The sequence below is a fragment of the Spirosoma fluviale genome (genome assembly GCF_900230225.1).
Lineage (GTDB): Bacteria > Bacteroidota > Bacteroidia > Cytophagales > Spirosomataceae > Spirosoma > Spirosoma fluviale.
The window spans coordinates 156,806-176,550 of the sequence record NZ_OCNH01000002.1 but is presented as its reverse complement, the minus strand read 5'-3'; the positions used below and the strand labels follow the sequence as shown (position 1 = coordinate 176,550).

Sequence of the window (19,745 nt, the reverse complement as noted above, 5' to 3'; positions counted from 1 at the left end):
AATCGTACAAAAGTTACTTTACTCTATGCGCTTGCTGTATCTTTGCTATATAAAGTTAGCGAATATACACTGCAAACCATTCCTTATTATCAAAACTGACGTTGAAAGTAATAAAAAATCCTAAGACTATTGCCCGTTCGGTTTTGCTGGCCGAGGCTGACGCAATCCGTAAAGCTGTTGACTTACTGGATGAGCAATTCAATGAAACGGTCGAAACGATCCTTAATTCGTCGGGCCGTCTGGTTGTAACCGGTGTTGGAAAAAGCGCACTGGTAGGGCAGAAAATAGTAGCCACAATGAATTCAACAGGCACTCCGTCTCTGTTTATGCACGCTGCCGATGCCATCCATGGTGACCTGGGTATGATCCAGACCAACGATGTTGTTTTGTTGATCTCGAAGAGCGGAAACACGGCCGAAATTAAGGTCTTAATTCCCTTATTAAAGCGTACAGGGGTGCGTCTGATTGCGCTGGTTAGTGCCCGCGACTCGTATCTGGCCAGGCATGCAGATCATGTTCTTCACGCGTATGCGGAAGTGGAAGCTGATCCGCTCAATTTAGCCCCCACAACGAGCACGACGGTTGCGTTGGCCATAGGTGATGCCCTCGCAGTTAGTTTATTAGAAGTCCGTGGTTTTACACGACAGGACTTTGCCCGTTACCACCCCGGTGGTTCACTGGGAAAGCGGCTGTATTTGAAAGTTGCTGATATTTTTCCACACAACACCTGTCCTAGGGTTCTACCGGATACCCCACTCAGAGAGGTTATCTTTATGATTTCCGCCAATAGACTGGGGGCAACAGCAGTTGTTGATCAAAATGGTGTCCTTGCAGGCATCGTTACCGATGGCGATATACGCCGAACGGCCTATGATCATACCTCATTCTGGGAGCTTTGCGCTCAGGACGTCATGACGACCCAACCTGTGTGCGTAGGTCCTGATGAATATGCCGTTGTGGCGCTACAATTAATGCAGGAAAAAGATATTTCTCAGCTAGTTGTTGCCGACAATACACAAGTTCTTGGATTCATTCATCTGCACGATCTGTTGCGCGAAGGACTTATTTAATTTTATCAATATTTCATTATCCTATTCCAGTATTCTGGATAAATAATCCCACCTTATCCCAATTCAAAGGGAAATAAGGTGGGATTATTTGCGTTTTGTTGAAGATAAAATCCCGATTGTTAAACAAAATCCACACTTTTGATTCCACAGAATGGGGGAAATATTCCACACTCCACAACTGGTAAGCACTCTATATTATCGCAGCAACTTAATTTTAACCTAATACAACGAACTGACTAACAATTACTTACCATAAGGAGAGTACAGCTTTTAAGGTGAAAGTAGAAGACTGGTCGCCTTTTTGTCTAAATGCTAGTACAATCGATTCAACAGAAAAACTTATAACAGCCATGACCGCTCTCGAATTTACTAACCATATTGGCAAAGTGTCTAAATCGTTACGTCCATTTGCTCTTCGTTTAACTAAGGATGTTGAAGATGCAAATGACCTGTTACAAGATACCTTATTGAAAGCATTTACGAATCGCGACAAATACACAGACGGTACAAATTTGAAAGCTTGGCTCTATACAATCATGAAGAATACGTTCATCACCAACTACCAACGGATGGTGCGCAAGAACACATTCATCGATACGACTGATAATCTTCATTACATTAACTCGATTGAGAGCAGCACCGATAATCTGGCTTACTCTTCTTTCGCTCAAGACGATATTAACCGTGCCGTAAATGGTTTGGAAGACACATACAAGACTCCATTTATGATGCACTTTCGTGGCTTCAAGTACCACGAGATAGCGGCAAAACTCAACATTCCTATTGGAACCGTGAAAAACAGAATTCACATTGCCCGTAAGGAGTTAAAGGGACAACTAAAAGTTTACGCCTATTTTAATGCCTAGATGAGACTTTTTCGAAAGTCCACCGTCTAAGGTTCATTGATTGAGTAGTTTTTGGTTAAAAAGAGGAAGGTTCGAAAAGTTGGGTAGGTTTCTACCCAACTTTTTTTCGTTTTTAAGGATTTCACCAACAAGCACTTATACCATACATATCTGTTTTCTTCTGTTATCTATACATTTCTATATCTACAGTAATAGTACTTAACCAAAACAGTTAACCGAACTATATAACTCCATTTATACTTTTCCAGACAGGTATTTTGTAGAAATTTTAGGCCATTTAGCTTGAACAAAATTCTTCATCAATTACTTTTCCACTTTTTAACCATCATTCTTGTACTAATGCCCAAGCGAGTTCTTGTTATAGGAGCCGGATTTGCCGGGCTGGCTGCTGCAACCAGTCTAGCCGATAAAGGTTACGATGTTACCATTCTTGAGAAAAACTCTGTACCTGGTGGACGCGCACGCGTGTTTGAAGCCGAAGGATTCACTTTCGATATGGGTCCAAGCTGGTATTGGATGCCAGACGTTTTCGATACCTATTTCGCCCGTTTTGGCAAGAAGACAAGTGACTATTACAACCTTGTTAGGCTCGATCCTTCCTATAAAGTTGTTTTTGGACCCGATGAATCAGTAGACCTCCCGGCCGGACTGGATAATCTGGAAGCCTTGTTTGAAGGAATCGAACCGGGCAGTGGTAAGAGGCTACAACAGTTCTTAAAGCAGGCCTCTTATAAATACGAGGTTGGCATGAACAAGTTCGTCTGGAAACCAAGCCGGTCAGTAACGGAGTTTCTAAGCCTGAAACTGTTGTTCGATGTTACGCGACTTGATGTATTTCAGTCATTTGCGTCGCACGCCCGTAAGTTCTTCACCCACCCTCGTTTACTGGAAATTGTTGAGTTTCCAGTTCTGTTTCTGGGAGCTACGCCCGAAAACACCCCTGCCATGTATAGCCTGATGAACTATGCCGAGATGGCCCTGGGAACCTGGTATCCGATGGGTGGCATGCACGAAATCGTAAAAGGCATGGTCCGGCTGGCCGAAGAGAAAGGAGTTAAGATTCTGCTGAACCAGACCGTACAAAAGATTGATGTGGAGAAAAAGAATGCCCAGCGTGTAGTCACCACAGACGGTATTTTCGAAACCGATGTGGTCGTTGCCGGTGCCGATTATAACCACGTTGAAACAAGCCTTCTCGACGAAACAAACCGGAACTATGACGATGCGTACTGGAAAAGTCGCGTAATGGCACCCTCTTCCTTGCTGTTCTACCTGGGTGTTAACAAGCGCCTGCCACGGTTGCTGCACCACAATTTATTCTTTGACGAAGACTTTAAAATTCACGCACAGGAAATCTACGAGGCTCCACGCTGGCCATCCAAACCCTTGTTTTATGCATCGGCCCCGTCGAAAACAGATCCCAGCGTTGCCCCCGAAGGGTACGAGAACCTGTTTCTGTTAATTCCCGTAGCTCCGGACTTAACCGATGACAATGCGACTCGTGAACACTATTATAACTTGATCATGAATCGGCTCGAAGCTTATGTGGGTGAGGATATTCGCAGCCATGTTGTCTTTAAACGTAGTTACGCACATAATGATTTTAAACAGGACTACAACGCATTTCGGGGTAATGCATATGGGTTGGCAAACACCTTACGGCAAACGGCAATTTTAAAGCCGTCCCTAAAGAACAAACACGTTGATAACTTATTTTACACTGGCCAACTGACCGTACCTGGCCCCGGCGTCCCGCCTTCGCTCATATCAGGGCTGGTTGTGGCCGACGAAGTCGCTAAAGAGTTTAATTAGTTGCTTCCATAAAGTACGATTCCGTAAGTCGTCAATCATTTTTCGATGCACCAATTTTCTTTCTAACCCTAAATAATACTATACGCTTAATTTTTATGATGGCATTGTTCAATAAAACGGCACTGGAGTGCAGTAAACTCATTACTGAGCAGTACAGTACGTCGTTTACGTTAGGCATTAAAACGCTTGACCGTAAATTCCACTTACCTATCTATGCCATCTATGGATTTGTGCGATATGCCGATGAAATTGTGGACACGTTCCATGATTATGACAAAAAGACGCTCCTGCTGCGCTTTAAACATGATACTTATCAGGCCATTGAGGAAGGAATCAGTCTGAATCCCATATTACAATCCTTTCAACTCGTGGTCAATGAGTACAAAATCGATCACGAGTTGATTGAAGCTTTTCTGAAGAGTATGGAGATGGATCTATACTACCAGGATTATGATGCCAAAGGCTATAAAGAATACATTTACGGTTCTGCGGAGGTTGTTGGCCTTATGTGCCTGCGGGTATTCTGCGAAGGTGACCTGGCTGAGTTTGATCGCCTTCGGGGAGCGGCTTGTAAACTGGGGTCCGCTTTTCAGAAAGTGAACTTCCTGCGCGATCTAAAAAGTGATTTTGTTGATCGGGGGCGTACCTATTTCCCCGGCGTCGATTTTAAAGACTTCGGTCTCGATGCCAAGAAACTCATTGAAGCCGATATTCAGAAAGACTTCGATGAAGCCTACATCGGCATTATGAATTTGCCACGAGGGGCCAGAATGGGCGTTTATCTGGCGTATATCTACTACCAAACCCTGTTCAATAAAATCAAGCAACTGTCAGCTTCCCGCATTCAACGGGAGCGGGTTCGAGTACCTAATCCACAAAAATTTGCCCTGCTTGCGCAAACCTATGTCAAGTATCGGCTCAACGTCCTTTAACTGTTCTGGTACGGCTTCCCAACGTATCTGATACTCCTTTTCCAACGAACTTAGCTGCTAGCCCCTGTTTTATTTCTCCCTATCTTTGTCTAAAATTTTTAATTTCTGCCAATGATAGCCGAAGCGACCCTTTCGCCGGAGGTTCTGTCTCAATACGAAGCCGTTATTGGGCTGGAAGTACACTGCCAGTTGCTTACGCAAAGCAAAATATTCGCGTCTGATACCAACGCGTTCGGCGCTGAACCAAACACAAATATTAGTGTCATTACACTCGGGCATCCGGGTACGTTGCCTAAACTGAATCGTAAAGCCGTTGATTACGCTGTGCGGATGGGACTAGCCTGTGGCAGTACCATTACCCGGCATAATGTGTTTGCCCGTAAAAATTATTTTTACCCTGACCTGCCAAAAGGTTATCAGCTTTCGCAGGATAAAGGACCTATCTGCGTTGGCGGAGGTATTTTAGTCAAAGTGAAAGACCCTGTTACGGGGCAACCTTACCAGACAACCATCCAGGTTCACCACATTCACCTCGAAGAAGACGCCGGAAAATCTATTCACGATGGCGATCAATGGGCCACGCAGCTAGACTATAACCGGGCGGGTACGCCCCTCATTGAAATGGTGACCGATCCCTGCATTCGTACGGCCGATGAAGCGGGTCAATACCTGACGGAAGTTAGGCGGTTGGTTCGGTATCTGGACATCTGCGATGGCAACATGGAGGAGGGTTCGCTGCGTTGCGACGTAAATGTTTCCATTCGACCCAGGGGTGCAACGCATCTCGGCACGAAGGTTGAAGTAAAAAACTTGAATTCGATTCGGAATGTGATGCGGGCCGTAGATAGTGAATTTCTGCGGCAGGTTGAATTGACTGAATCGGGCGGACGCATTACACAGGAAACACGCACGTTTGATGCTGCCACTGGTCTTAGCCACGCCATGCGCGAGAAAGAAACGATGAATGATTACCGTTACTTTCCCGACCCCGACCTGACACCCGTTGTCATTTCGGATGCATGGCTAGCCGACATCCAGGCCCAAATGCCGGTACTTCCGGCCGAATTGTATCAGAAGTTCACGACAGTATATGGTCTGCCCGATTACGATGCCGCTTTGTTGACCGATGCTAAAGAACTGGCCGAGTATTACGAAGCCGTCTGTATGATGACCTCAAATTATAAGGCCGTGTCGAACTGGATTATGGGTCCGGTAAAAGGCCAGCTCAACGAAAAAACGCTTCGGGAACGGCAGTTTCCGGTCTCGGCAGAACGGCTGGCGGCTTTAATCAATCTGGTCGATGGAGGGGTCGTCAGTCAAACGGCTGCTCAGCAGGTGTTTACGTTGATGATTGACCAACCGGATTCAACGCCGGAAGACATTGCCAAAGCGAATGGATTAGTACAGAATCGCAATACCGACGCCCTCCAAACGTTGGTAGAGGAGGTACTGGCTGCCTGGCCCGACAAAGTAGAGCAATACCGAAAAGGCAAGAAAAACCTGTTGGGCCTGTTTGTTGGCGAGGTGATGAAAAAATCGAAAGGTTCGGCCGATCCAAAACTGGTAAATGAGTTATTAGCCAAGATATTATAGATACATGAAAAATCTATTGTTTAACGTAGCCAGTCTGGTAGCCTTTAGCCTTACGGTTAGTGCTCAGTCTACCAAGCCGTTTACCGTAACGGGTAAAGTCAACAAAGCAACCCCAGGCAGCTACGTCTATCTGGAAACTAATTCGCAGCCAACCCATAAGTTGGACTCCACAAAAATTGCGACCGGCAACACCTTTACTATAAACGGTAAGGTGGCCGACGGGGGCGAGGTATTTGTTCTGAATGTGGGTGGCGGACAAAAGATGGCGCTACTGGTAGAAGGGGGCGAAACGCTGAACGTGGTAGCTGATGGCTACCGCATGGATGCTAAAACCGGGCAGACGGGTCAGGCAACTGTTACAGGCTCCAAAAACATGGAGTATTATAATAAGCTCAATACGCTCCGCACCGATATGGAAGCGAAAGTAGCAACCTGGAACAAACAGGTGGCGGCTGCTACCGAGAAAAAGGACAATAAGCGCATTTCGCAGATTGAACAGGAGTACCAAACCGCCGAGCAGGATGTTGTCAACAAAGTAAAGGCTATGCTGCCCGAAATGGGAACCTCTCTAGTGTCTTTGTTTGCCCTGAACTTCATTAACATCGACACCGACTTTACCACGTATGAATCACTGGCGCAACGGTTCGAGAAAGAAAATCCGAACAGCCCGCACGCCAAGTCACTCATTGGCCGGGTTGCCCGGATCAAAGGCGTATCGGTAGGCGCACCCGCTCCCGAAATAGCGTTGAATGATACAACGGGTACCCCCGTGCCGCTGTCGTCTTTACGGGGTAAATATGTGCTGATCGACTTCTGGGCATCTTGGTGTGGGCCTTGCCGGGCTGAAAACCCCAATGTTGTCCGGATGTACAACAAGTTTAAGGACAAAGGCTTTGCCATCTACAGCGTTTCGCTGGACCAGGCGAAAGCCAACTGGACGAAAGCCATCCGGAACGATAACCTTACCTGGACCCACGTGTCGGATCTGAAATTCTGGCAGTCGGCAGCGGCCCAGCAATACGGCGTTCAGGCAATTCCGGCTACGTTTTTGCTTGATAAAGAAGGAAAAATTATTGCCAAGAACCTCCGGGGCGACGCACTGGAACAGAAATTGGAAGAAATTCTGAAAGGTGGGCAGTGAGTTAACCGCAAGTCGTTAGTTTTGTAAGGTCAGGTTTACGAACCTGACCTTTTTGTTTTGGTCAAGTGCCAAACGTATACTTCATCAACCCTGACGCATTCACCAATACAATTATTGACAAATGAAAATCGCTATCGTGGGTTGTGGCAATATGGGTATGGCGTTCGCCAAATCGTTTTTGCAGTACGATCTGGTAAAAAAAGAGAACCTACTTCTTATTGAAAAAAGTGCTGACCGTTCTGAAGCGCTCAAAAATGAAAAAGCCGGTGTTGTTGTTGATACCATTGGCCCACACGTTGGCGAAACGGATTTGATCATCCTGTCGGTTAAGCCACAGGACTTCAACAGTGTACACGAAGCCCTTCGGGAAGTAGTACAACCGCATCAGGTTATTCTGTCGATCATGGCAGGCATTCCGATCAATCAGATTCAGGAAAAATTAGGGCATCCGCTCGTTGTTCGGGCCATGCCTAACACGCCCGCCATGCTGGGCATGGGCATAACTGGTTTTACGGCGGCCAAAGAAGTGGATTTACCCAGTCTGCGTCGGGTCGAAAACCTGATCAACGCTACGGGCCGGTCTATTTTCCTGGAAGATGAGTCCATGCTCGATGCCGTTACGGCGCTCAGCGGTAGTGGTCCTGCTTATTTTTATTTCGTCGTAAAAGCAATGATCGACGCCGGGAAGCAAATGGGATTTGATGACTCTGTATCGGCTTTACTGGTCAAACAAACGATGCTGGGAGCCTATCACCTCATCAACACCGCCGATAAATCGCTGGACGAGCTAATTAAAGCCGTAGCCTCCAAAGGCGGCACCACCGAAGCAGCCCTGCGCGAATTTGAAAGCGGTGGGCTGGCTAATACTCTCGTAGCGGGCATTAAAGCCGCCCAAGTTCGGGCAACGGAGCTATCGAAAGAGTAATGTAATGCCGACCGCCGATACGTCGGACCGCCCGGTTGAGTGTGTTGAAGATACAACTCAATAGCACACCCAACCGGGCGGTCCGACGTATCGGCGGTCGGCATTACAAGCCCGTATAGCTAAACGGCGTTATAGCTCGCAACTCTCCTTTTATAGCATCTGACACGTTCAGTTCGTCAATAAACTCACGAATACCGTCGGCGGTGATTTTCTGATTTGTCCGCGTCAGAGCTTTCAGGGCTTCGTAGGGTTTCGGATACCCTTCGCGCCGGAGAATCGTCTGAATTCCCTCTGCAACGACGGCCCAGTTATCTTCCAGATCGGCCGCAATAGCCGCCGGATTCAGTTCAAGCTTATTGAGCCCTTTCAAGAGTGATTTAAGAGCAATGACTGAATGCGCGAACGGAACGCCAATACTCCGCAAAACGGTCGAATCGGTCAGGTCGCGCTGGAGACGGGAGATGGGAAGTTTACCGGACAAATGCTCGAACAGGGCATTAGCAATACCCAGATTCCCTTCCGAATTTTCGAAATCAATGGGATTCACTTTGTGCGGCATTGCCGACGAACCAACCTCCCCTTCTTTCAGCTTTTGCTTGAAGTAATTCATGGACACGTAGGTCCAGATGTCGCGGTCAAGGTCGATCAGGATGGTGTTTAGCCGCTTGAACGAGTCCAGCGTAGCGGCCAGCATATCGTAATGCTCGATCTGGGTCGTGAACTGACTGCGAACCATGCCCAGGCTTTCTACAAATTTATCGCCAAACAGTTTCCAGTCTTCGCCCGGATAGGCCACGACATGCGCGTTAAAATTACCTGTTGCGCCCCCAAATTTAGCAGCCGTCGGAATATCGGCCAGCAGGTGTAGCTGCTTTTCAATCCGCTCCACAAATACCAGCAGTTCTTTCCCCAAACGGGTTGGCGAAGCCGGTTGACCGTGCGTTCGGGCCAGCATGGGTACTTCTTTCCATGCCTCGGCCAACTCCTGCAATCGCATGAACACCTGCCGATACAATGGAACGATCTCGGTATCGAGTGCATCGCTCAAAAGCAACGGAATAGCCGTGTTGTTTATATCCTGCGAGGTTAGCCCGAAGTGAACGAATTCCAGAAACGATTCGACCGGCGAACCTGCCAGCTTTTCTTTTATGAAGTATTCTACCGCTTTAACGTCGTGGTTCGTCGTCTTCTCTATTTCCTTGATCCGCAGGGCATCGCTTTCCGTAAAGGTTTCATAGATCGCCCGAAGAGCCGGAAACTGTGACGGATCGACACCGGATAATTGCGGAACCTGCCATTCGCAGAGGGCAATGAAATACTCGATTTCAATACGAACCCGGTAATGGATTAGCCCAAGTTCCGAGAAATAAGGTGCCAGCGCGTCAACCTGTGACCGATAGCGCCCGTCGACCGGCGAAATGGCCGTTAATACAGATAATTCCATGTAGTTATGTATGATATAGGGTGTAGGATGTAGGATATATTATGTAGGATATATGATGTGTATCGCACAAACAATTAACAATTACATTGTGAGATTTACATCATATATCCTGCATCCTACGTCTTACATCAAAACGGGTTCAGGTATAGTCCAATACCCAGCCAGGTGGTTTGCTGTTGCTCAAACTGGCTGTAGGGCCGAAAACCGGAGTAGCCTTCCAGCAGAAACGTCAGGTTATTTTGCGTTCGCCCCACTTCAAAGCCAATACCGGCATGAATGCCCGGTCTGAAATTGGTTTGTTGCCAGAACTTAATATCGGCACCACCCACCAGCCGGGTGGCTTTGGTCGAAGGTTTTTTATAAAACGCACCCAGTTGCGCACTCAGTGGCTTACGTTCTTCTGTTTTACGTAATACAACGCCAAGGCCGCCATACACCCGCCAGTTGTTCACCGTCCGACTGTAGGTGGCGTCCAGCAATTCATAATTCACCGAGTTAGGCGATGGAGCCGTTATTTTGTTCCGATAGATGTAATCATCACCCAGGTGGGACGACAGGTGATAAACCCGGAAACGGTAGTTGTGCTCCCCCCGACGAACGTTATAGATAATACTGATTTTGTAATCCGTATTTATAATCCGGCGAAGGGCTTTATCGGTCACGTCGTCATGAAAAGCCTCAAACTGCGTGAAGGATGCCAGATCCAGCACCCATTCTTCGGCATGGCTGGCGTTGGTACTTCGGCGGTAGAATGGCTTGGCAAATCCAAAGGCGAATGGCACAATACTACCCTTGTATTTCTGACCTTCAGTCCAGTAAAGCGGCAGAATACTTCCGTACGTTTGCGCTTCGAGCGGGTCCAGTAAAATAGGATCGAACAAGTGCCCTTTGGGAAGAAATTCCTGCGTTGGCCGACTGACGGACTCCTCCCGACCCGTTGCTGCTACAGCCGTCGAGTCCACCGGTCGTGGCTTCCGCTCCCGCTTTACACGTTCGGCGCGGGGTGCTTTCACCGGCTCAGGGACGGGTGTTGTGGGCGTGGGCTCGGCTACGGGCTGCGTTACGGGTGCAGGCTCGGCAACTGTTTCCTTTTTGCGTTTTTCCCGTTTCTCTTTTTTCGTCGGCTCCACAACGGATGGAGTAGAAGCAGCTGGTCGATCGACAGTCGGAGTCGTCACAGCCGGTGCGGTTACGGGCTTAGGCGCAGGCGGTTGAATAGGCTCAAGCGTCTTGCCCGCTTTTTTGGCCTGTCGCTGGCGTTCTTTCTCAGCCTGTTTTGCTTCGTACTCACGCTGTTTCTGCGCCCACTCGGCTCTTATCTGACGCTCGCGCTGGACCTCCCTGTCTATTTTCTCCTTTTGTCGCTGTTCAGCAGGCGTTAAGACGCGGGCCGGGGGCGTGGCAGGCGTTTGCGCGAAAGCTATTGTTCCTACGTATAAAGTCAGTACAAGAACCGACAGTGTTTTTTTCATAAACTAAAGGCCGGGATAATAAAGAAACAAGTTGCTGGAAACCTTATTACTGTTTAAGGGCAGCGTAATGTTTGTAGAAATACGGGATCGTTTCAATTCCCTTGTAAAAGTTAAACAACCCGTAACTTTCGTTGGGTGAGTGCAACGCATCGCTATCCAGCCCAAAGCCCATCAGAATAGACTTAATCCCTAGTTCCTGTTCAAAAAGAGCCATAATGGGAATGCTGCCGCCCCCTCTGGTTGGTATGGGTTTCTTACCCCAGGCGTCTTCAAAAGCTTTGCTGGCGGCTTCAAACTCAACGGAATCAACAGGTGTCACGTATGGCATACCGCCATGGTGCGGCTCTACGGTTACGGTAACGCCGGGAGGAGCAATGGACAGGAAGTGATTGGTGAACAGTTCGGTGATTTCATCCGGTGTCTGGTTCGGCACCAGGCGCATGCTGATCTTTGCCGATGCTTTGGAGGGCAATACCGTTTTGGCACCTTCGCCGGTGTATCCGCCCCAGATCCCGTTCACATCGAGCGTTGGCCGAATGGATGTCCGTTCGTTTGTCGAATAACCAGCCTCGCCCATCACATCATTGATGCCCAAATCGCGCTTGTACTCGTCCAGGTCGAAAGGAGCCTTGGCAAGCTCAGCCCGTTCTTCATCACTCAAATCGGCTACATTCGTGTAAAAACCCGGAATGGTAATCTGCCCTTTTTCGTCGTGCAGGGAGGCAATCATCTCGCACAATACATTGATCGGGTTAGCGACACCTCCTCCATATACACCCGAATGCAAATCGCGGTTAGCGCCCGTTACGTGTACTTCCACGTACGATAAGCCACGTAATCCTGTTTCCAGAGACGGGGTTTCGTTGGAAATAATGCTGGTATCGGAGACTAGAATTACATCGGCCTTCAGCATCTCTTTATGCTCAGCAACGAAGATTCCCAAGTGGTCAGAGCCCACTTCCTCTTCTCCTTCAATCATCACTTTCACATTACACGGCAAACCATCCGTGGCCACCATGGCTTCAATGGCTTTGATGTGCATGTAAAACTGGCCTTTGTCGTCACAGGCACCACGGGCATAAATCCGCTCGTTACGGATGGTCGGCTCAAACGGGGGAGTATGCCATAACTCGTATGGGTCGGCAGGTTGCACGTCGTAATGACCATAGACCAGCACTGTTGGCTTGGCTGGATCAACGAGTTTTTCGGCGTAGACAATCGGATGACCCGGTGTCTCAAAAAGCTGGGCGTTGTCCAGACCAGCCGCTTCCAGTTTATCTTTTACAAACTCGGCGGCACGACGAACATCGCCTTTGAAGTTTGAATCGGCCGAAACCGATGGAATGCGCAATAACTCCAGCAGCTCATCTAAAAACCGCTGCTTGTTTGTTTCCAGGTAAGTAGTCATTATCGAATAGCCTTGTACCATTAAAATCAACGCCCCGAAGTTACGCACTTTTTGCGCAACGGCAGGGCGTTGATTTGTTTAAGCGTCGGGCTTTGGTTTTACCTCTTCCTTCGGTTTTATCTTTTTTTTCGCAAACGAATCAGGACGGTTCGGTTTTCCTGACCCCGAATCAATCGTGCGATATTTTTCTGGTGCGTCAGCACAACAAGCAGAAACACCACAAAGCCAAAGACGATTAACAATGGACTTTCCTTTTCGCCAAAAATTTGCAGTAACAGCAAGACCGGGAAAGCCAATGCTGCCAGAATTGATCCCAGCGAGACGTATTGGGAAGCAATAACGACCAACAAAAAGATACCGATGCAGACGGCCGCCATCTCGGGATGCGTTGCCAGTACCAGACCGAGTAAGGTTGCGACACCTTTACCACCTTTAAAGCCAGCGAAGATTGGGTATAAATGACCCGTGACGGCCACCAGACCAAATACGATTTTGAAGGTCATGATTTCATTCTCCGTAATAACATCGGCATACCAGAGTAAGGTGGAGAGGATAGCCGCCGTATACCCTTTAAGGACATCGACCAGCATAACGATCGTACCAGCGCGTTTGCCCAATACCCGAAATGTATTGGTTGCCCCGGCATTTCCACTGCCGTACTGCCGAATGTCAAGACCAAAAAAGCCCTGACCGTACCAAACAGCCGATGGAATTGAGCCTAATAGGTAAGCTACGACTACTGTAATGCTAATGAGAAGGATATTCATCAACAGAAATGAGTTATTAAAGAGAAAAGAAATGATCAACTTTATTAATCATTTCTCCATTAAAGGGTGTAACCCCAAAATTAAGGTATTGTTACTAAACGATCAACCATTGTAACCTATGAAACAACTGCACTACTAATTAACCTTTTGAATGGTCCTATTTGCCTCCTACGACTACTTCCTGTAAATCGTCGGGAGCGAGGTATCGACTAGCTGTCTCCATAACATCGGACGGGGTAACCTGTCTGATGTTATGGATGTAGGTTGTCAGAAAATCGATGGGCATTCCATCGAGTAAAATAACCTTGTATCGGTCAGCGATTTCGAAGGGCGTATTTAGCGAACCCACAAATTCACCAGCCATATAATTCTGCACCGTTTCCAGCTCATCCATCGAAACCAGTTCAGTTTGCAACGTGCTTATTTCTTTTCTAATCTCGTCCAGGGTTTGCTGGGTATTTTCTTTATTGACATCCGTTCCAATCAGGAAATACCCGTCCTGCCGGAAGGAAGGCATATTTGATGAGATTCCGTAGGTAAAGCCTTTCTCTTCCCGAATATTTTTCATGAGCCGGGAGCCAAAATAACCACCTAAGATCTCATTAGTAACGAGCATCTTAAAAAAATCAGGATGTGATCGGGTAAACAACCGTCGACCCACCCGGATCGATGACTGAACACTGTCAGGCTTATCAGCTAGTACGGGCACCCCATCGTCGACATGTATATTTCCGTCAAAAGCCGGCCTGACATCGGTACGAAGCGGTAGCTGACCCAGTTCGCGGTTAATCGACAACACCTCGTTTTCGGAAGCCTGACCGGCCAGCACTATCTGAAACGGGCGCTCATTGATAACCCGACTAAAGAATTCAACCACATCCTGCCGGGTAAGCTTTTCAACATTCTCCGGCTTTTGGCTGCGTCCATAAGGATGGTAGGCTCCAAATAATTTTTCCCGAAACAGAACCCCAGCGAGATAAGCGTTCTTCTCGTAGTTGACCCGGAGGTTCTGGAGCGTGATATTTCGAAGGTCGTCCAGTTCTTTCTGCGGAAAGGTTGCTTCGGTGAGCATTTCCCGAAGAACAGGTAACACATCGGGCAAAAACTTGGTGAGGCAGTAAATAACAACACTGGCCCGGTCGGGGCCACTATTAAGCTCCAGGAAGGCGCCATATCGGTCAATGTATTCACTGATCTGGGCTGATGTGCGCGTGGGTGTACCTTCAGAAAGCATCTTCATAGCGAAAAATGCGCTACCCGGCACCTGTTCGTACCAGGTCCCTGCATTAAATACGCACTCCAGCCGCAAAACCGGCTGTTGAGCAACCGAAATCAGGTGTAGAGGAATTCCATTATCCAGTCGATGAGACTGTACTGCTGGCAGGCGTATTTCCTGTATGGCCTGAAATCCGGGTGATTGTGTTCTATCGAGCGTCATGTGTGTAAATGCAAGAAAGAGCGAAAGAATGAACGAGTGAAAGAGCGATAATCAGCGCTCTTTCACTCGTTCATTCTTTCGCTCTTTAAAATAACAGCTATTGCGAATCGTCCGAAAGGGCTTCGTCATCGCCGATTCGGTTGCCTTTGTTAAAGTTCAGTAAAAGCGAAATACGGAAAGTTTCAGATAGCGGACTACCTTGTTTCACCGGTAATAAGTACGAGAAATCCACCCCGAAGCGATCCTGTAGTCGTAAACCAATACCCGTTGTTACGTATTTACGGCCACCTTTTGCGTTCGACTCATTAAAATAACCTACCCGAGCTGCAAACTGGTCGTTGTACCAATACTCGATACCCGTCGAAATAGTAATTTCTTTCAGCTCTTCGCCAAAACCACCGGGTGCATCGGCAAACGAGCCAAAGACCGAACTGAAGTAGTTTTTATTGGCATTAACGTTTGTTTGTACGCCATTAATCGTTCGGATATCGGGCGTTGGAACCATGAGCTTATTAGCATCCAGCACAAAGTTAAACTTGTTGTACTGGTCAGAGAACAAGGTAAAGCGGGTACCCAAACGCAGGTTGGTCGGAATAAAGTAACTCTGGGTTCCTCCGTAATTGATCCGGCCACCGAGGTTGGAAATCATACCGCCAAAGGCCCAGCCAATTCCCTTGCCCGTTGCATTGTCGCGAAACTCGTTCTGATAATAAGCGCTAATGTCTGCCGCAGCGGTTGAGCCTGGCTTCAACCCGGCATTGGTACTACCTGCTGCCAGATTAGAGCTTAGGTATTTAAGATCAACAGCCAGCGAAAAATTTTGCGAAAGTCGCTGGGCAAAGGTGGCGGTTACCGCATACTCACGGGAGTTGAATGACCCGGCGGCCACGCCATTAGCGGTTGTGAAATCAACCGTCCCCAAGTCGAAATACATGAGTGAGCCCCCTACAACTGAGTTCTTACCCACTTTCGAGTATCCACTCAGATAGGTATAATACATGTCACCAATCAGGTTGCGCAACCAGGGTGTGTAGGAAATAGAGGCTCCTTTGTCCTGCTTGGCAAATACCAGTTTTGAGGGATTCCAGAAAATAGCATTCGCATCGGCCTCTCCCAACGCTACACCTGCTTCACCCAACGCACCGGAACGAGCATCTGGAGTGAAATTCAAAAAGGGAACCGATGAGGTGGGGATATTTTGCTGCGCGCCGTTGAGCGTCGTTATTTGAGATTGAGCAGAGACGACAAACGAAAGAAAACTACATGCGCCGAGAAGAACACGGAAAAAATTGCGCTTCATATAATGAGAGTTGGTCAACGACAGTAACTGATGATAGTATAATAGCAGTCCTGTGCGGTCAAAATTACAATGAAAGGTTGGATTACAAAAAGCGAGATGCTGTTAAGTATGCGAAATCATTTAGTTAATAGTATACGGCTTGTTTTTATAGCCTCTGAGCCATCTGTTGCAGAACGAACCTGAAACTGAACAAAATACATACCATTTGGTAGTGGTTGCCCCGACTGGCTGGTACCTGTCCAGACGCCAACATCCAGCGCAGCGGAACAATCAGTACACTGCCCTGACTGTTGATTGAGTAACTGTCCATTCAGGTTGTATACGGTCGAAGTCCAGTCTAACGGCTCACCTGATCGATTTAACTCGGCTACGAATGTTGTCTGGATACTAACTGGGTTTGGACTTGCCCGTAGTGACCGCACTTCCAACCCTGGCCGCTCCGAAACTATTAAGGTCAACGCGCCCTCCGCTGAATTATTGTTAATGTCCCAGGCTTTGACCCGAATTGCGTACGTTCCGGGGGCAACATCACGGAAGGTATACAGCACATCACCCTGGCGTCCGTCTGCCCCATTGGCAATGTAGTTTTCGTTCAAAATAACTACTGGCTGGTCGTTTAGTTGGACCGTAAGTTCGTGACCCAAGCCTGTTCGGGCAATGTTAATCCCTTTGTTGTCAGCTAGTCCGATTCGCAGGGATACGTCAGGGCCTGCTACTCGTACTCGTTCTCCTTCTTTGGTTGCTCCAACAACAGATAGTATCACCGTGGGCGGCTGACTATCAATACTGTCTGGGCTAATACTCCCTCCTACCAGTAAATTGTCGTAACTGCCCAACGCATCCATTGTACTATCCGCCTGTATGGCGTATAAATAGAGTTTTCCGACTCCAACCGTATAGTCAATATCTTTAGGCATGGTAAAATTCACGGTGAATTTTCCCTGCAGAATGGGTACCTGCCCCGTAAAAATTGGATTAGCAAACACCTGATAGGTCATCTTTGGACTACCAGCTTCGGAGCCTAACGTAGTTCGTCTAACGGCTTTGTCATACAGAGCCAGCCGGAGTAATCCCGAAAAGCTTGATAGCCGTTGCGCCTGCTGCCGGATTTCGCCCGACAGTTGTACCGTTTGCAAAGCCCTTAGCGTATCTGCCCGGTCGGCGGCTACCGGCTTACTATTTACCTGCGTCAGCACAGCCTGGGCCGTTGGATAGGCTAATTGCAGAGATGGGTCGCCCAGGAGTGCGAAGTTTCGATTAACCGGGCCGCTCAAGCTGTTATTCTTCGTGCTTCGCATAACATCGCCCAAACGAGGCATCTGACCAACAACGGGCTTAAAAACAGCATCATAGAAGGCCTGATTGAGCAACAGATTGGTATTGGCATATACAGGCCGGGTAGTTGTCAAGAGCCCGATTGCACCGCCTGTCCGGCTCAGAAGGGTCAATTCCGCACCGGAACTCACGCTCGGATCGTCATAACGTCCGAACTGGCAAGTTGCGGTCACAAACAGCGGTAAGCGTTTGTTTTTCCAGGAAAGTATATCCTGAAGTGTAACGATTTGCTCATCGGCCAGGCCCAGAATACCTCCATGACCACTATAGTTGATGATAAGCTGGCCATCGGCAATGCTCTGATTAATCAATTTATTGACCACGGGTACCTTCTGTCCAGTACTGGTATTCTCCTGCGGATAATCGTCCAGAAACACCCGCTGTGGCCGGTAGGCAGGTGCCGTTTTTTCAACGCTTCGAGCCATCTGATCAGCATCCTGCTGATGGATATTATAATCACCATCATCAGCTATCAGCATCAGGCGGGATTGCCAGTCGCCGGTGAGCGATGGATCGGAACTGTACCGAATCAACTTATCAACCACCGTCCGGGCTTCCTCTACCGATCTCGCCGGTATTCGGCCAACGCCTACTTCCATCGTGTGATCGCCATTCTGATTCTCGGTCCACTCCCCTTCATTACTGTCCATAAACCCGAAATAATCGTCGGACGAATAGCTAAGTACCGGGTGCAATGACTCCCGGCTTTCGTAAACGGGCACCATATTGGCCAGTTGAGCCGCACTCACTAAACTGCCTATATTCCGATAATTGAAGGTTGCATCGCCGAAAAGCAATACATAGCGCAGTTTCGTCGGCTGTTGCTGATAAAAATACCGCACCATATCCCGGATTGCCGTCGGGTCTGACTGTCCCGAGCCAAATTCATTGAACGTTTGCTGGGTTGTGACAACCAGTACAGAAAGTTTATCATGATCGCGCCGGAACTGGGCCAGCCGGTCGGCCTGTTCACGCCAGGCAGCCGGGGTAACGATCAATAAATCGGGGACCGGCTGTGCTTGTATACTTTGATTGGCAATTCCTTTCAGCGATGCAGGGGACAATACCTGAGCATCGGTAAAGAGAAAATAATCGCTGAGTTCAGTACCCAGCCAGCCCGCTTCCTGTGCAGCCGACAACATATATGCTTGCGAAACAGGCATTAGCGGGTTCGTGACATCCCAAACGCGCAGATTGTTCGTTGCTTGCCGAACCGCGTATTGACCAGCCATCAACCGACGGACCCAGGTTGGCTTGTCATACTGTCGAAGTTCGCGCCGGGTTTGTAAGGCTAAGAAGTTAAGATAGCCCTGCGCCGAATACTGCCCGTTTTTACGAAATGTCAGCGCCACACGAATTGAACTAACGGCTGTTGTCAGTCTGGTCAGAAATGTGTCGGTTCGTGCAACGCCCTGGTAGTCATATTCATACCCCGAAATGGTGGACATGGGCATCGTTCCAACTAGCTGATCGTTGAGTTGAAGCCTGAACTGTGTGGCCAAAGGCGCCCCGGCGACGGCCGAAGCGGTTAACCGAACGGGGGTATTGGCTATTAGTCCGGCAACGTCAAACGATACTGTTTTTGTTGTGTCGATGGTCAAATAGTCGGCCAGCCACTCCCGGCCTGAACGCACGGACGGCACTTTCAATAAGTCCTGCTCGTAAAACTGGTAATCCTCAAACGTTGTAACGGTTGGCATAGCCGACAGGCTACCCGACGGCCGCTCAGCCATGCGCAGACCGGGCGTATCGCCAATGGTCAGGAAATAGAACGTTGTGTCGGAATAGGCATTAAGCTGGTGTATAAACCGGCGGGTCGTTGAATCGTAGCGGATAGCGTGCGGACTTTGCCCAAAAAACAAGAGTGCGTCGGTTGCATCAAACCGGCCATCTGCTTCACCCTGCACCTGAATGGCATTTTCGGTCAAATCGGTCGGGCGCGGGCTGGCGTTAGCTTGGGGCAACATGGCTCCGCCGTTTCCGTATAGCCGCAACCGACGGGGGTCAGCGGTGGCAAAAGTGGGGTTGAGTTGCGCCAGTTGGGATTGATTGAGTCGATACACGCCCAACTGGGTTACACCTATTTTCACCCACGTACCTGTTTTCAGAACAGATTGGGCCAGTGTCTGGGATCGACTAATGAACAGGAAACAATGGACGCAGAAGATCACGGTTAGTTTTGCCCAAACCTGTTGTTTTGGCCATCCCGCAAGTCTGCTCGTCCATTCCGTCTTTTTCATTA

14 protein-coding genes are annotated in these 19,745 nt (G+C 48.4%); 7 read left to right on the top strand and 7 right to left on the bottom strand.

Annotated elements, in window-relative coordinates:
• Positions 1-101 precede the first annotated feature (101 nt).
• The 7 genes from CRO74_RS11625 to proC all read left to right on the top strand — a co-directional run bounded on the left by CRO74_RS11625 (position 102) and on the right by proC (position 8,339).
• Complete coding sequence (locus tag CRO74_RS11625) at positions 102-1,070, top strand: KpsF/GutQ family sugar-phosphate isomerase (protein WP_097126237.1); 969 nt, start codon at positions 102-104, stop codon at positions 1,068-1,070.
• Between the two features lie 350 nt (positions 1,071-1,420).
• Positions 1,421-1,936 (top strand): RNA polymerase sigma factor, encoded by a 516-nt coding sequence (locus CRO74_RS11620; protein WP_012930413.1) that lies wholly within the window; start codon positions 1,421-1,423, stop codon positions 1,934-1,936.
• Between the two features lie 339 nt (positions 1,937-2,275).
• On the top strand, positions 2,276-3,748 hold the full coding sequence (locus CRO74_RS11615) for a bifunctional phytoene desaturase/3,4-desaturase (protein WP_097126236.1): 1,473 nt from the start codon (positions 2,276-2,278) through the stop codon (positions 3,746-3,748).
• A gap of 95 nt (positions 3,749-3,843) precedes the next feature.
• Positions 3,844-4,680: a phytoene/squalene synthase family protein gene (locus tag CRO74_RS11610; protein WP_097126235.1), complete on the top strand. Its 837-nt coding sequence runs from the start codon at positions 3,844-3,846 to the stop codon at positions 4,678-4,680.
• Between the two features lie 111 nt (positions 4,681-4,791).
• On the top strand, positions 4,792-6,273 hold the full coding sequence (gene gatB, locus CRO74_RS11605) for an Asp-tRNA(Asn)/Glu-tRNA(Gln) amidotransferase subunit GatB (protein ID WP_097126234.1): 1,482 nt from the start codon (positions 4,792-4,794) through the stop codon (positions 6,271-6,273).
• Positions 6,274-6,277: 4 nt separating this feature from the next.
• A complete protein-coding gene (locus CRO74_RS11600; protein WP_097126233.1) occupies positions 6,278-7,414 on the top strand; it encodes a TlpA disulfide reductase family protein in 1,137 nt (378 codons plus the stop codon).
• Positions 7,415-7,535: 121 nt separating this feature from the next.
• A complete protein-coding gene (gene proC, locus CRO74_RS11595) occupies positions 7,536-8,339 on the top strand; it encodes a pyrroline-5-carboxylate reductase (RefSeq protein WP_097126232.1) in 804 nt (267 codons plus the stop codon).
• Positions 8,340-8,442: 103 nt separating this feature from the next.
• Here the strand turns inward: proC and purB are convergent, their stop codons facing one another.
• The 7 genes from purB to porU form a co-directional block, all read right to left on the bottom strand.
• The gene (gene purB, locus CRO74_RS11590; RefSeq protein ID WP_097126231.1) at positions 8,443-9,783 is read right to left on the bottom strand and encodes an adenylosuccinate lyase; all 1,341 of its coding nucleotides are present in this window, start codon (positions 9,781-9,783) and stop codon (positions 8,443-8,445) included.
• A 128-nt stretch (positions 9,784-9,911) separates the two neighbouring features.
• Entirely contained in the window at positions 9,912-11,255 is a 1,344-nt protein-coding gene (locus CRO74_RS11585) for a DUF1207 domain-containing protein (protein ID WP_097126230.1), read from the bottom strand.
• A gap of 46 nt (positions 11,256-11,301) precedes the next feature.
• The gene (locus CRO74_RS11580; RefSeq protein WP_097127075.1) at positions 11,302-12,663 is read right to left on the bottom strand and encodes a dipeptidase; all 1,362 of its coding nucleotides are present in this window, start codon (positions 12,661-12,663) and stop codon (positions 11,302-11,304) included.
• Between the two features lie 116 nt (positions 12,664-12,779).
• Entirely contained in the window at positions 12,780-13,430 is a 651-nt protein-coding gene (gene plsY, locus CRO74_RS11575; protein ID WP_097126229.1) for a glycerol-3-phosphate 1-O-acyltransferase PlsY, read from the bottom strand.
• Between the two features lie 157 nt (positions 13,431-13,587).
• The gene (locus tag CRO74_RS11570) at positions 13,588-14,868 is read right to left on the bottom strand and encodes a M16 family metallopeptidase (protein ID WP_097126228.1); all 1,281 of its coding nucleotides are present in this window, start codon (positions 14,866-14,868) and stop codon (positions 13,588-13,590) included.
• 97 nt (positions 14,869-14,965) lie between these two features.
• Entirely contained in the window at positions 14,966-16,168 is a 1,203-nt protein-coding gene (gene porV, locus CRO74_RS11565; RefSeq protein WP_097126227.1) for a type IX secretion system outer membrane channel protein PorV, read from the bottom strand.
• Positions 16,169-16,284: 116 nt separating this feature from the next.
• Positions 16,285-19,743 (bottom strand): type IX secretion system sortase PorU, encoded by a 3,459-nt coding sequence (gene porU, locus CRO74_RS11560; RefSeq protein WP_097126226.1) that lies wholly within the window; start codon positions 19,741-19,743, stop codon positions 16,285-16,287.
• Positions 19,744-19,745 lie beyond the last annotated feature (2 nt).

Coding starts and splice junctions, on each gene's coding strand:
- proC (WP_097126232.1), top strand. CDS start 7,536: ATGAAAATCGCTATCGTGGGTTGTGGCAATATGGGTATGGCGTTCGCC.
- CRO74_RS11585 (WP_097126230.1), bottom strand. CDS start 11,255: ATGAAAAAAACACTGTCGGTTCTTGTACTGACTTTATACGTAGGAACA.
- gatB (WP_097126234.1), top strand. CDS start 4,792: ATGATAGCCGAAGCGACCCTTTCGCCGGAGGTTCTGTCTCAATACGAA.
- porV (WP_097126227.1), bottom strand. CDS start 16,168: ATGAAGCGCAATTTTTTCCGTGTTCTTCTCGGCGCATGTAGTTTTCTT.
- CRO74_RS11600 (WP_097126233.1), top strand. CDS start 6,278: ATGAAAAATCTATTGTTTAACGTAGCCAGTCTGGTAGCCTTTAGCCTT.
- plsY (WP_097126229.1), bottom strand. CDS start 13,430: ATGAATATCCTTCTCATTAGCATTACAGTAGTCGTAGCTTACCTATTA.
- CRO74_RS11610 (WP_097126235.1), top strand. CDS start 3,844: ATGATGGCATTGTTCAATAAAACGGCACTGGAGTGCAGTAAACTCATT.
- CRO74_RS11570 (WP_097126228.1), bottom strand. CDS start 14,868: ATGACGCTCGATAGAACACAATCACCCGGATTTCAGGCCATACAGGAA.
- CRO74_RS11580 (WP_097127075.1), bottom strand. CDS start 12,663: ATGACTACTTACCTGGAAACAAACAAGCAGCGGTTTTTAGATGAGCTG.
- CRO74_RS11620 (WP_012930413.1), top strand. CDS start 1,421: ATGACCGCTCTCGAATTTACTAACCATATTGGCAAAGTGTCTAAATCG.
- CRO74_RS11615 (WP_097126236.1), top strand. CDS start 2,276: ATGCCCAAGCGAGTTCTTGTTATAGGAGCCGGATTTGCCGGGCTGGCT.
- porU (WP_097126226.1), bottom strand. CDS start 19,743: ATGAAAAAGACGGAATGGACGAGCAGACTTGCGGGATGGCCAAAACAA.
- purB (WP_097126231.1), bottom strand. CDS start 9,783: ATGGAATTATCTGTATTAACGGCCATTTCGCCGGTCGACGGGCGCTAT.